General features: G+C 54.7%; 11 protein-coding genes. 9 read left to right on the top strand and 2 right to left on the bottom strand.

The window, feature by feature from the left end:
- Positions 1-226 precede the first annotated feature (226 nt).
- The 5 genes from SH248x_RS16270 to SH248x_RS16250 all read left to right on the top strand — a co-directional run bounded on the left by SH248x_RS16270 (position 227) and on the right by SH248x_RS16250 (position 6,175).
- Positions 227-2,047: an FAD-dependent oxidoreductase gene (locus tag SH248x_RS16270; protein ID WP_459555354.1), complete on the top strand. Its 1,821-nt coding sequence runs from the start codon at positions 227-229 to the stop codon at positions 2,045-2,047.
- A 194-nt stretch (positions 2,048-2,241) separates the two neighbouring features.
- Positions 2,242-3,261, top strand: a complete 1,020-nt coding sequence (locus SH248x_RS16265; RefSeq protein ID WP_459555353.1) for a DUF4405 domain-containing protein — start codon at positions 2,242-2,244, stop codon at positions 3,259-3,261.
- Between the two features lie 431 nt (positions 3,262-3,692).
- Positions 3,693-4,748 carry a hypothetical protein gene (locus SH248x_RS16260; RefSeq protein ID WP_459555352.1) on the top strand — a complete coding sequence of 352 codons (1,056 nt, stop codon included), beginning with the start codon at positions 3,693-3,695 and terminating at the stop codon, positions 4,746-4,748.
- A 228-nt stretch (positions 4,749-4,976) separates the two neighbouring features.
- A complete protein-coding gene (locus SH248x_RS16255) occupies positions 4,977-5,780 on the top strand; it encodes a hypothetical protein (RefSeq protein ID WP_459555351.1) in 804 nt (267 codons plus the stop codon).
- A gap of 29 nt (positions 5,781-5,809) precedes the next feature.
- A complete protein-coding gene (locus SH248x_RS16250; protein WP_459555350.1) occupies positions 5,810-6,175 on the top strand; it encodes a ComEA family DNA-binding protein in 366 nt (121 codons plus the stop codon).
- Positions 6,176-6,343: 168 nt separating this feature from the next.
- On the opposite strand, the gene SH248x_RS16245 is transcribed toward SH248x_RS16250, so the two are convergent.
- Complete coding sequence (locus tag SH248x_RS16245; RefSeq protein WP_459555349.1) at positions 6,344-6,850, bottom strand: hypothetical protein; 507 nt, start codon at positions 6,848-6,850, stop codon at positions 6,344-6,346.
- 393 nt (positions 6,851-7,243) lie between these two features.
- Between SH248x_RS16245 and SH248x_RS16240 the strand changes: the two genes are divergently transcribed.
- Genes SH248x_RS16240 through SH248x_RS16225 form a run of 4 tightly spaced genes read left to right on the top strand, consistent with a single transcriptional unit; the run spans position 7,244 to position 12,122 of the window.
- The gene (locus SH248x_RS16240; RefSeq protein ID WP_459555348.1) at positions 7,244-8,683 is read left to right on the top strand and encodes a sigma-54-dependent transcriptional regulator; all 1,440 of its coding nucleotides are present in this window, start codon (positions 7,244-7,246) and stop codon (positions 8,681-8,683) included.
- 2 nt (positions 8,684-8,685) lie between these two features.
- A complete protein-coding gene (locus SH248x_RS16235; RefSeq protein ID WP_459555347.1) occupies positions 8,686-9,894 on the top strand; it encodes a protoglobin domain-containing protein in 1,209 nt (402 codons plus the stop codon).
- 18 nt (positions 9,895-9,912) lie between these two features.
- Entirely contained in the window at positions 9,913-10,653 is a 741-nt protein-coding gene (locus SH248x_RS16230) for a DNA-binding transcriptional response regulator (protein WP_459555346.1), read from the top strand.
- A gap of 32 nt (positions 10,654-10,685) precedes the next feature.
- Positions 10,686-12,122: a two-component system sensor histidine kinase NtrB gene (locus SH248x_RS16225; protein ID WP_459555345.1), complete on the top strand. Its 1,437-nt coding sequence runs from the start codon at positions 10,686-10,688 to the stop codon at positions 12,120-12,122.
- Positions 12,123-12,128: 6 nt separating this feature from the next.
- Here SH248x_RS16225 and SH248x_RS16220 read toward each other — a convergent pair whose 3' ends face one another.
- The gene (locus tag SH248x_RS16220; protein ID WP_459555344.1) at positions 12,129-12,587 is read right to left on the bottom strand and encodes a host attachment protein; all 459 of its coding nucleotides are present in this window, start codon (positions 12,585-12,587) and stop codon (positions 12,129-12,131) included.
- Between the last annotated feature and the right edge of the window lie 267 nt (positions 12,588-12,854).

Here is a 12,854-nt window from a genome sequence, read left to right as displayed (position 1 = left end):
AAAAGGAGAGCGGATGGTAGCAGGCTTGCCGCGTGGGATGGAGACGGATTTCGGCGTGATGGAGCAGATTGAAATGGTCGCTGACGGGTGTTGTCCTTCAAAACTACGCATAAGCACGATTTTCCGTGTCCAACTCCCGTCTATTTCGGACTTGGGAACACGACTCCATCGAATCGGCAAGCATCGATTCGTCGATGCTGTTACTGGATAAGGACTTAAGACGCTCATGAACCGACGAGATTTCCTGCAAAATACCGCTGTGACTGCCTCCGTCCTCGCTCTCTTAGGACGCAATTCCTGGGCGGCCGATGTGCCGGCGATGACGACGGCTCCCTCGCTGCTGGTCGAAACCGAGATGTTTCAGGACAAGGGAGGCTGGAAGGTCGATCCTCAGTTCATGGACCAGATGGGGGGCGTGTTCCTGCTCGCCCACGGCATGGGGAAGCCAGTTGAAGCCGCCAAGACGAACGTGACGTTTCCGGAAGCGGGAACGTATCACCTGTGGGTGCGGACGAAGAACTGGTGTCCGGGAGAATGGGAAGCGCCGGGGCGATTCCGAGTGCTCGTCGATGGGGTCGCTGTCGAGACGGAGTTTGGAACGGGGAGTAAGAAGGACTGGCATTGGCAACGAGGCGGGACGGTGAAGGTCAAAGGGGGGAAGGCGTCGATTGAGCTGCAGGATCTGACGGGGTTCGATGGTCGTTGTGACTCGCTGTTCTTCACACAGGATGCCAACTACCAGCCACCCAATCAGCTGGAATCGCTGTGGTTGTGGAAGAGCAAGCTGGCGGGGCGTTCGCATGATCCGAGCGAGACGCTGACGTTTGATGTCGTCATCATCGGAGGGGGAATCGCAGGTTGTGGGGCGGCGATCGCTGCGGAATCGCAGGGTCTGAAAGTCGCGCTGCTGCAGGATCGTCCGGTTTTTGGCGGGAATGCCAGTAGTGAGATTCGGGTGCACACCGAAGGGATTCATGGTCGCGCGACCGGGATCCTGGGGCAGATTGATACGAAGCACTGGCCGAACGGGTCGGATGAAGCTCATGGGGATGATGACAAGCGACAGGCTGCTCTCAACAAGACAGGAGTTGCGCAGTTCGCCAGTCACCGTGCCTGGTCGCTGCAGAAGGATGGGAACCGGATCGCCTCGATCGATGCCCGCGAGACAGGGACGGGCGTGATTCGTCGCTTTATTGCACCGACGTTCATCGACTGCACGGGCGACGGCTGGATTGGTTTCTGGGCCGGTGCGGAGTACCGCTATGGTCGTGAAGCGGCCAGTGAGTTTGGCGAGTCATGGGACAAATACGGTGAACTCTGGTCCCCCAAGGAAGCAGACAATCGCGTGATGGGAACGAGCGTCATGTGGAACACCGCGATGGGAAAGAACCGCGTCGAGTTCCCGGCGGTTCCATGGGCGGCTCCTGTCTCGAAAGACCATATGGAAACCCGTGGCGACTGGGACTGGGAGTACTCATCGAACGATCTTAACCAGATCGATGACGGGGAAGAGATTCGCGATCATATGCTGAGGGCAATCTATGGCACATTTGCCAACGCCAAGAAGCATCCCAAGAACGCCGCTCTTGAACTGACCTGGGTCGCGTACATCGCTGGTCGACGTGAGTCACGTCGTCTCATGGGAGATCACATCTACACGATGAGCGACGCCGCGGAGAGCAAGGAATTTGCAGACGCCGTCGTGACAGAAAAGCGGGACGTCGACGTTCACTTCCAGAACAAGGAAAAAGGGTCTCCGTACGACTTCCGCTCGACGGCTCTTTATCGCAAGCCTGCCAACAAGGTTTATTACATCCCGTTTCGCAGTTTGTATTCACGCAACGTTGAGAATCTGATGATGGCGGGACGCTGTTTCAGCTGCAGTCACATCGGGCTGGGCGGTCCTCGCGTGCAGAATACGACGGGCCAGATGGGGGTCGCGACGGGGTTTGCAGCGGTGTTGTGCAAGAAGTATCAGACGACCCCTAAGCGAGTCGGCGAAAGCCACATCGCCGAGCTTCGCAAGCTGGCGGGGTATGAGGCATAAGAAGATAGCCACAGAGATCACAGAGGGCTCAGAGAGAAGAGAATCAAGGGCAAGGACATGCTTTTCCGTGTCTTTGCTTCAACAACATGGTTCATGATTTTATTCTCCTGCCAAATCTCTGTGAACTCTGTGCCCTCGGTGGCTAAGATGCCTTCTCTTCTTTTATGAGACTCCCCCTTGCAGAATAGGCTCCCGTGTTTCGGCATCTGGTGAATGTGGGGTTGTTGTTGTCGTTTGTGACGCTGGCCGTGACGGGGATCGCGTCGTTTGTGCTGCCGTTTGAGATTACGACGACGCGGGTGCATATTGTCTTTGGATTGGTGACGACGGTGCTCGTCGGGCTGCATCTGTCGTCCAGGCTGCGGTACTTTTCGACCCTGTTGACGACAAGTAAGTCGACGCAGCAGACGCGGCAGAAGGTCTTCGGGATCGGGCTGGTGATCGCGGGATGGGGCGGGTTGCTGTATGCGTCGCTGGAGAATACGGAGCCTGCGAAAGCATTGATCGCGCAAGGGTACGAGGCTCAGCATCGCAAGGAGATCTTTCGTGCGAATCCGCAGGCGAGTTTTGCGGAGAAGGACAATGTCGTTAAAGCGGTGCGACAGTCGGGGACGCCGGATGTCGCGGTGATCAGCGAAGTCGAGTTTCGTCCGAACTTGGTCAGCCAACCGGCGGCGATGGCGATCTGGGCGGAGTCGCAGAATGGGAGCATGATCGAGACGCTGTATCTGAGCGAGTCGCTGGCGTACTCGGACTACCCGGTCTGGGCGGGTGAGAAAGTTCCCCGTCATCACATCCTGCCGATCTGGCGTCACAAGTACACGCTGATCAGCGGCGTCGAGCCTTCTGATGACCCCACCAAGAAAGCAGACGCCTATACCGGTGCGACCGAGAATCACAGTTTCACGATCGACAGCCGGCTGACGACCGACCAGCAGCCGTTTCTGGTGTATCTGGAGATGAACGTCGCCCGCGATCCGAATGAGGCCTACCCGGACCCGCTGATCGGCCAGCCTTCGATCATTTACAGTGCTTACATCGATCCGAACGCGACACAGCCCTGGTCGATCCTGGAACTGGTTGGCCAGTCGGACGGAGCCGTGGAAGATGGGCAGATTCGTTATGACCTGGATTCGATCACGACTGCGAAACAGGTTCTCGAAAAGGTCATGATGAAGGTGACGCGGGCGAAGACGGTTGAGGCGGGTGAGTGAGGCTGTTGAACGCCAGGACAACCCGGGTTGTCCCAACCCGGGCGTGCCGCTTCGGCACGAAAGAAACACGACAATAGACGTCCAACGCGCAGATGATCGTGTTTCTTGCGGCTTCGCCGTCGGGGTTGGGACAACCCCGACTACCCGGTGTATAGATTCTCGCGTTCGGCACGGCTGGCACAGCCGTGGCACACCTGTTAAGGGGCGGCTGTCAAAAGAGTTAGCGACTCTCTTGGTCGAAGTTACAAGGCTGTTTGCGAGATCGAAACTGGTCTAGGTACGGGTGGGGTGATTGGCTAGAATCCCGGACCTTATCGCGGGTTCTGAGGAACGGGCGACGTCCGGGATTCTTCGGAAAACTGCGTTATTTCCAAGCGGTTTCCAGTCGGCAAGGATGCAGACTGAGAACAAGTCAAGGATCGATCGGCTTTATGTTTGACATTCATCGTTGCCAGCGGACCGGCACGTTTGTTTGCGCGATTGCGCTGTCTGCTTTTTCCCTCTCCGGCCAGGCCTTCGCTCAGTATGGGAACTCCACTCCCGTACGCCCGATCGGCTCTTCCACGATGGAAATGCGCCCCAATCAACAAGCCGGCCAGGCCGACGTCATGCTGACGCCCGCCGCCCCGCCGCTCAATCAGGTCCAACAGCAGCAACCGCTGCCACGCCCACAGCAACAGCCTGTGATGCAGCAGCCTCAGGAGTTTGGTGCTGAAGTTCTCGCGATTCTGGAAAAGTGGGAACAGTTCGGGAAACAAACACAGAAGCTCGAAGGGAAGCATTCTCGTCTGGTTTACGACAACACCTTCAAAGTGAAGAAAGTCAGCCAGGGCGAGTTTTACTACGAGACGCCAGACCAAGGACGGATCGATCTTTACGCGGTCGATCTCGGAAAGAATCCTCCACCCGAAAAAGGTCCAAATGGCGAAATGTTTCAGGTTCAGTCTGAGACGCCGGAATCATGGATCTGCGACGGACAGATGATTACACACATCGATCTGTCTCGCAAAGAATACGAACAAGTTCCGATTCCGCAGGAAGCGCAAGGGCAGAATATCATCGACAGCCCACTGCCGTTTCTTTTCGGACTCACAGTTGAGAAAGCCAGGAATCGTTATCAGCTGAAAACAGGACCGATGAATAATCCAGAGAAGGGGATGATCCATCTGGTCGCCAAACCGCTTCTTCCTGGAGATGCAGCGGAGTGGTCGGAAGCGGAAGTCATCCTTGACGCAGGTTCATTTTTGCCGATCGGAATCAAGCTCATCGCTCCGGGTGGTGATCGAACGACGGTCTATAGCTTCAAGGAATCCAAGCGAAACAAAGACCGAGGTGTCTTCGCCATGTTTGGCAAGGACCCATTTCATCCGTCCCTGTCGTCGTTCAAAAAGTCTCAGATGAACAACATTCAAGAAGCCGGGAATAGTCAGCCGACGGGCGGGCAGAGCAATCAAACGGCTAGGTTGCCGGGAGCAGGACCGCGCTAGGCCAATCGCTGTGGTGATATGGTCGTCAATTGAAGTTTCACTTAAGAGCATCTGCGGATCAGCATCGTCTGACGCGGATGCTCTTGTTTTTTGGTGCGGGTTACGAGGTGTTCGTCTTGCTGAGGATTTGTGCTTGAGGGTACGCTACCCGGTGTTGTGAGTCTTGGTTCAGTTCGAGTGAACTGATCCGACCTGTCAGCTACGCTGAATCCTGCAGGAGGCATCGTTATGGGAGTTGTTGAACTGGCCTTCGGAGTGATCTTCTGGATCGCCGCCATGTTGGGGCTGACGGCGGCTGTCGTAAGTACGCCCGATTTTGACCTGCAGTCGGTATTCAAGGTTGAGGTGCCCGGTGTTGGTGTTCCTCGACAGGACGTCGACGAAGATGTGAAAGCATTGCTGGATGATTGGGAGACCGCGACAAAAGACGTGGAAAAGGTTTCCTTCTCCGCTTACCGACACCGATACGATTCTGATTTTCGAATCATTAAGGTCAGCCATATTTCGTTCGACAGCACCGACTCGACCCATGGTCGAATGCTGATCAGGCCCGTTACCAGTGCTGCGGAGAATTCGACGCAGACGGTCAATGGGATCGCTTATCGTTATGAGTCTGGAAGGAAATATGAAGAATGGTCCAGCGACGGTGTGGAACTGCGGCATGTTGATTTACTGCGAAAAGAGAGTGAAACGATTCGCCTCAGAAATGCCCAGGCAGAAGTTTACGACCACGTGTCGATGATCCTCGACTACGGCTCGTTCTACCGTCATCTGTTCGCTGGCTTCTCGACCGACAAATTCCTGGGGCGGTTCAACGTTATTGCTGGTCCGATGCATTCTCCGGAAGGAGAGCCCAAAGTCTATCACTTGATCTGCGAGCCACATGATGAGGGGGCGAAGGGGAAGTTTCTGCGTTACATTGAGAAGTTTGAAATCATTATTGATGCATCGAGTCACCTGCCGATGGCGATCAAGTTTGAATCTCTCGCAGGAGATCGGATCGTCGTTATGAAGTTCAATGCAAAGGAATAGGCGGGACCAGAATTCCAAGTGAGTTAATTATGACAGAACCTGTCGAAACTCCTCAGAAGATTCCCTTCTTGACTCCGCCTCAGCAGATTCTGCTGATGGCGTTCGCGGGGTTGTTGCTGGTTTCGTCTGTGGGGCAGTGGGGGTGGGCTTGGTTGTCGGGGCGGCGGTTGGTGGAAGTGGGGTCGCTGGAGGGGCGTCGGGCGGAGTTTTCGGTCGATGTGAACTCTGCGACGTGGGTAGAGTGGATGCAGGTGCCGGAGGTTGGGGAGAAGCTGGCGCGGGCGATTGTGCACGATCGGGAGACGAACGGGCCGTTTCGGTCGGTGGATGAGCTGACGCGAGTTAAAGGTATTGGCAGTAAGACGTTAGAGAAGATGCGTCCGTTCTTGAGATAGGTTTCGCGCGAGTCGGTTGAACCGTGCGCGCCTGTGCGTTATATGGTAATATGTGCGAATATGGCGCGCATGTGCTGGTGCTGTTGCCAACCTTCTGGCGACGATCATGGACTAATTGCATGCATTTTAAAAAATTGCACAAATATGTTGCGTGAAAATCCACACGCGCTATTGAGGATTTGCTGATCTTGCAGGGGCATCGGCTGGAGCGGCGAGTGCGGCGGGATCTCTCAGCAGGCGGTGACAATCGACACACGTTGCTGTCAATTTCTGAAAGGACTTGAGTGTCGCATCGATATCTTTTGCCTTGGCATTTTTCTTGACGTCTTTGGCGTCGTTCTCGAATTCCTGGAGTTGTTTTTTATACGCCTCTGCGTCGAACTGCTCGTTCTTCGAGACATACTTTTCGAGCATGTTGAAGATCAGAAGCCGATTGGCCTGGTCTTCGACGAGAGCCAGATCGCCGCGAGTCAGGCCTGCCAGGATCTCTTGAGAAGAGCGGAGTTTCATTCGCATCCACTCGGCTGTTTCTGAATCTGCAGGCTGGTCGAGTGGTTTCAGGACTGGGGTCGCTGGTTCCTGACTGGAGGACATCTTCGGCATGTGGAACAGCGCGATGAGCACCAGCGCAGAAAGGGGAGTAACGACAGGGAGTGTTCTGGTCCAGTAGTTCATCGGAGATTGTGTCCCTTCGTGGGAAGACAGGGCGAATTGATCGGAGATGACGCGCGGGCGATTGAGAAATTTTTCATCACGAAACGGGTCGTTTCCTATCGTACCAAGATGAGTTCACGCGTGTCATTAAGGTTCCAGACTGCAGAGAGGATTGTGAGCGAATCACCTCAGAGTGAAACACCTGTAGTGGGTAATTTCCACACCGATATAGCCAAATATGCAGATGCCTCATGGGATTTTTCGGCACGGCTGTTGCCTTAGTGATTTGACACCTGGCAGATTCAGGTGTGTTCGACATGGAAGCTAAATTGCGACAAGACGTCGCTGACATCAGAAGCCGCGGGCTGCCTCTGATGACACCAAGTTTCATCTCATTGAGAGAAGACGTTAGAAATGCAGAATCGTTCATTGGACTTATTACTTGTCGAGGATGACGAAGAGTTTCGCACGACGCTGGCACTCTGGATGAGTCGTGCGGGTCACCGCGTGGAGCAAGCTGCCAGCGGGATGCAGGCGCTTGCTCACTTTGAACAGAAGCGTTTCGACGTCGCGATTGTCGACATGAACATGCCAGGTATGACAGGGTTAGAACTGTTAGCTAAGCTCCGTGAGAAAGAAACGGATACGGAGATCATCATTCTCACGGGGCAGGCAACGGTTGAAAATGCTGTCGAGGCCATGAAACTGGGGGCCTTCGATTATTTGAACAAGCCGTTTGCGTTGGCGGACCTTGAGCGACGGGCGAATCTGGCCGCTGATCGAGGACGGTTGAAGCATGAGACGCAGCAATGGCGGGAAGTCGTGCGACGTCAGCAGACGAAGACCGAGATGGTCGGGTCATCGCTGGCGATGGAACAGGTCTTTCGCATGGTGTCTCGAATTGCGGCGACGGATAAATCGGTTCTCGTGCTGGGAGAAAGCGGGACGGGGAAAGAGCTCGTTGCACGTTCGATCCAGGAGAAGAGCCTGCGAGCTGGTCACCCGTTTGTGACGATCAACTGTGCTGCACTGCCCGAATCGCTGGTCGAGAGCGAACTGTTCGGCCACGAGAAGGGTGCGTTCACGGGGGCTGTGAATCGCAAGAACGGATTGTTTGAAGTCGCTGATGGCGGGACGCTGTTCATTGATGAGATCGGAGAGCTCCCGTTGTCACTGCAGCCGAAGCTGTTGCGTGTTCTGGAAGACGGCTCGCTGCGTCACGTTGGCTCGCATCAGGAGCGCCGCGTTAACGTCCGGGTAATTGCGGCGACGAATCGCGATCTGGAAAAGGAAGTCAGAGCAGGGCGGTTCCGCGAAGATCTTTATTACCGAATCAACGTCTTCAACATCCACCTGCCTCCGCTGCGAGAGCGCGGGGCTGATATTTCGATGCTGATCGACAAGATGCTGGGCGATCAGTTCCGGATGGAGAACTCTGCTCGGGACTTGTTAAATTCGTATGCCTGGCCGGGGAATGTCCGTCAGCTCATGAACGTGCTTGACCGGGCGATGATTCTCGCTGAGAATCAGGTGATCACTATTCATGATCTGCCACGGGAGATCATGCGACAGACTCTGGAGTCTCGACCAGTCTCGTCTCCGCATTTCATCGAATCGTCCATGACGACCGATGATTCGGCGGAGGACGATTTGGCTTCGATCGAGAAAGCTCATATCATCTCGGTGTTGAAAAAAGAAAAAGGAAACAAAGCTCGGGCGGCCAGGGTTCTGGGAATTCACCGTCGCAAGTTGTACCGCCTGATGGAACGATTCGGAATCAAATCCGACCACACGGTCATGATCCGCACAACTGTCGCGGATGGTCCATCCGTCGCCGTGGGTCATGAGAACTGACATTGCCTCACCCACTCATTTCTTCTGAACTGATTTTTGAGCGCTACCGCGAACTGCAAAACTATGTCGGTTGGACCGATGCAGATTCCGAGTTGCTTCGTCGGCTCGGGCCGTTGATTGAGAATACGTTTGTGATGCTCGTGGAAGATTTCTACGAGACGATCGAAAAACATTCTCAAGCTGCGAAAGTGATTACCGGGGGAGACGCGCAGATCGCGCGTCTCAAAGAAACGCTGGTTCAATGGCTGAAGGAGCTCTTCTCGGGCGACTATGGCCAGGTCTATGCGACTCGGCGTTGGATGATCGGGCATCGTCACGTCGAGATCGGCCTGGATGAGGTTTATACCAACGTTGCGCTCTCGCGTTTGCGTCGGGAGCTGATGAATCAGCTCAACGAGATGCACCGGCGTTCGCCGTTGCTGCTTTCCAAGACGGATTTATTCGATGCGTTTTCTGCGTTGAACACGCTGATTGATCTGGATCTGGCGCTCATCGAGCACGCGTATCAGACGGAGCTGACGACACAGGCACAGTCGACGGAGAGACTGGCATTCATCGGGCAGATCTCTGGGGGGATCGCCCACGAACTGCGGAACCCTCTGAACGTCATCAAAACGTCGGTGTTCTATCTGCTCAATGCCAAAGAACCCGGTCAGGAGAAAATCAAGCAGCATCTGGAGCGGATCGAACGACAAGTGGGGCTGGCTGATGAAGTGATTACTTCGTTGACGAACTTCGCGAAGATGTCACTGCTGCAGCGTCAGCCGTTTGACATCGAGCCGATCATTCATGAAGCAGTGAGTAGCTGCGAAGTTCCGAATTCGATTCACCTGGCGCTGCGATCGCCGAATGAGATTCCCCTGGTGCTGGCTGATGGCAAGCAGATTCGCATTGTGCTGACCAACCTGATTCGCAATGCCATTGAAGCGATGCCGAATGGGGGGTGGATTCAGTTGTCAGTAGCGGTTCGGCGTTCGTTCGTCGAGATTTCAGTGAAAGATGATGGGACGGGCATTCCGGCTGATAAGATTGATTCCATCATGGAGCCGTTTTTTTCGACCAAACCGCGAGGCATGGGGTTGGGATTGCCGATGGCCAAAGCCATTGTTGAAAAAAATGCCGGGCATCTTGTCGTTAGTAGTGTCCCGGGGAAAGGGTCTGTGTTTACCGTCTGGTTGCCAGTGGCAACGTCTGCGGCTTCGACACCTTGAGTCAGAAAAGAGGGCCATATGAATCGAGAGCCAACGATGATTCTCGTCGTCGATGATGAGCCGGATATCCGGGATAACCTTCAGGACATTCTCCAGGATCAGGGGTATCAGGTCGATACGGCGCAGAATGGGTTTGATGCCCTCTTGCAACTGCAGAAGAAGCGCTACGACGTCGCGCTGCTTGATTACAAGATGCCCGGAATGGACGGGCTGACCTTGTATCACCGGATCCGCGAGCAGCAGTCGGATCTGGTCGCGATTATCATTTCTGCTTACGCATCTCCTGAAACAACGGAGAAAGCTCTCTCCGCGGGTGCTTCGCATGTTCTCAGTAAGCCCGTTGATTTGAAGCATCTTCTTAAGCTCGTCGCGACGGCGGCGATGCAGTCGACCGTGATGGTCGTCGATGATGATGTTGCGCTGTGTCACTCGCTGCGAGATCTCTTGCGACAGAATGGCTATCGTGTTTGTATCTGTCATGATGAATCAACGGCGATCGAGCAGGTGAAAATCGGCGAGTATGACATTGTTCTTGTCGACTGGAGACTCGAACCCGGCAGCGGAATTAATGTCATCAACGCCATTCAGCAGTTCTCTCCGCAGACGGCGTCGATCATGATCACGGCCAACCATGAAGAGCTTCTTGCAAGATCACAGGACTTGACGCAAATCGGGGCCGATGCGGTCTGCCAGAAGCCGTTCAATATTCCGGAAATGTTGACGCTGATGAAAACGCTGTCGCGCAAGCAGGATTCATGAGCGGGACACTTCAAGGTTGAGCAGGAGAGACCATGCCTTCAGTACGTCCCCAGTCGATTCTCATTGTCGAAGACGATGTCGATACCTGTGATAACCTGTCCGATATTTTGGAACTCGATGGTCACCATTGCTCGCGGGCTTACTCCGCGACGACGGCGCTTGCCCACCCGAAACTGCCTGAGACATCCATCATTCTGCTCGACTGGAAATTACCAGACGCGACCGCGATGGACATCCTGCCCAAGTTGCACCATCTGGCACCGCGAGCGGAAGTGGTCATTGTCACCGGACACTCGGAGCTGGAGTTTGCGGTCACGGCTCTTCGGAATGGAACGTCAGACTATCTGGTCAAGCCGATTGATCCAGGAGCATTGCGGGCAAGCATTTCGCGTCTGGCTCACCGGCGCTGGCTGGCTGATGAAAAGCAGCGTTCGGAGATGATGTTCCGTCAGCTCGTCGAATCGGCTCCGTGTCTGATTGTGATTCTGAAGGGTGATCGGACGATATCCTATTTCAGTCCTTTTGCAGAACAATTGACGGGTTTTCAAGCAGTTGAACTTGAAGGCAAGCCGATGACCTCGATCTTCATTGAGGATCATTCCCTAGAACGGTCGCAAGAACTTGTCGAGCAGATTCTGACGTCGACCTCGGAAACGAATCCGATTTCGTTGAAAGGACGTGACGGCGTTCGTCGCTGGATCATCTGGAAAACGCGTGAGCTGCTGGATGACGATGGGGCGCCGGGGATTCTCGCGGTTGGTCAGGACGTCACCGAACACCGACGGGCTGTCGAAAAGCTGGTGCAGTCCGAGCGACTGGCCGCGATCGGAGAAGCGATGACGGGACTGGCTCATGAGAGCCGGAATGCGCTGCAGCGCAGTCAGGCCTTTCTCGAACTCCTGGCGGGGGGGCTGGCGGATCGTCCTGATGAGCTCAAGCTCGTCGGACAAATTCAGACGGCTCAGAACCATCTGCATCATCTGTATGAAGAGGTTCGTCAATACGCGGCCCCGATTCAGTTGAAACTGCAACCTGTTGACGCCTGGGAACTGGTTTCGGAAACATGGTCGTTCCTGGAGCAGGCGCGTGTGAACCTGAATGCGACGTTGATCAATCGCTCGACCGGAGGGGCTTCGATGAGGGTCGACCGGTTCATGCTGCAGCAGGTCGTTCGAAACGTTCTCGAAAACTCCCTGGCTGCCAGCGAAGAAAAGGTGCAGATTGAGTTCCTGGCGCAGTCACACCGCGATGAAGATGGAGACTGGCTCAGGCTGTCGCTGCGAGACAATGGCCCGGGACTAAACGAAGAGCAGCGGGAACGAATCTTCGAGCCGTTCTACACGACCAAGATGCGAGGAACGGGCCTGGGCATGACGCTGTCAAAACGGATCGTCGAAGCCCACGGCGGTCGCATCACGATCGGCGACTCGCCGGGAACCGAGATTGTCATCCTGCTGCCAGTCGCGTGATCGACTTTAATTTTCATGCGACTGCTTTCGGTACACGCCCGTCTGCAGACGAGCTGCGATCACGTGCAGAGGCTCTTTCATCATTTCCAAGTCGAGGCGCTGATCAACGAGCTTTGACAGTTCGCTACTCATGCGGGTGTGCATCAACTCAAGCAGCTGAGTCGTCGCGATGAGAATGACCCTCTGAAACTCCCGATCCAGCAGACCCTGCTCGAGCTCATCGGCAATGAGCCTGGCGAATTGAGTCGTTAAAGACTGATGACTGAAATCTCCCTCTTCCGTGAAATGAGAATCAGCAGCATGGGTCAGCTTACAATCGGGGTGCTCAGGATGATCTGGAAAGGGAATCTCGAGAACAGGTTGAAGGTCAGAGAAATCTTCTTTGGTCGTACATAGAATCGTTGACAGTTGATTGTCTGCGATCACGATCCATGTCACGAGAGAATTCGGAGGTGTGGAGTTCATGGAAATGAAGTTAAGAAGTGGTTCAAACAGGCGACATCATGAACGCAGGAAAAGTTAATCGCAAATCGAATGCCGCATTTTCGGATCCGCGAATGTTGATGTAATTCGTTGACGGTGATTGATTTGATTGGCGAAATCCGTCACGAATCGCACAGCTGTGCAGGGGCAGGTGTGCGAGCATGTCACTAAAAAGGGATAGCTCAGCTAAGCGCGACTTGTTGTTTGATCTGCGGTTTTCGAGTCTGAAGTGGGCGTCACGGGCACACT

Source organism: Lacunimicrobium album, from assembly GCF_052161635.1.
In the GTDB taxonomy this organism is placed as follows: domain Bacteria; phylum Planctomycetota; class Planctomycetia; order Planctomycetales; family Planctomycetaceae; genus SXPC01.
This window is presented reverse-complemented; position numbering and strand designations above follow the sequence as displayed.

Coding starts and splice junctions, on each gene's coding strand:
- SH248x_RS16270 (WP_459555354.1), top strand. CDS start 227: ATGAACCGACGAGATTTCCTGCAAAATACCGCTGTGACTGCCTCCGTC.
- SH248x_RS16260 (WP_459555352.1), top strand. CDS start 3,693: ATGTTTGACATTCATCGTTGCCAGCGGACCGGCACGTTTGTTTGCGCG.
- SH248x_RS16255 (WP_459555351.1), top strand. CDS start 4,977: ATGGGAGTTGTTGAACTGGCCTTCGGAGTGATCTTCTGGATCGCCGCC.
- SH248x_RS16250 (WP_459555350.1), top strand. CDS start 5,810: ATGACAGAACCTGTCGAAACTCCTCAGAAGATTCCCTTCTTGACTCCG.
- SH248x_RS16245 (WP_459555349.1), bottom strand. CDS start 6,850: ATGAACTACTGGACCAGAACACTCCCTGTCGTTACTCCCCTTTCTGCG.
- SH248x_RS16240 (WP_459555348.1), top strand. CDS start 7,244: ATGCAGAATCGTTCATTGGACTTATTACTTGTCGAGGATGACGAAGAG.
- SH248x_RS16230 (WP_459555346.1), top strand. CDS start 9,913: ATGAATCGAGAGCCAACGATGATTCTCGTCGTCGATGATGAGCCGGAT.
- SH248x_RS16225 (WP_459555345.1), top strand. CDS start 10,686: ATGCCTTCAGTACGTCCCCAGTCGATTCTCATTGTCGAAGACGATGTC.
- SH248x_RS16220 (WP_459555344.1), bottom strand. CDS start 12,587: ATGAACTCCACACCTCCGAATTCTCTCGTGACATGGATCGTGATCGCA.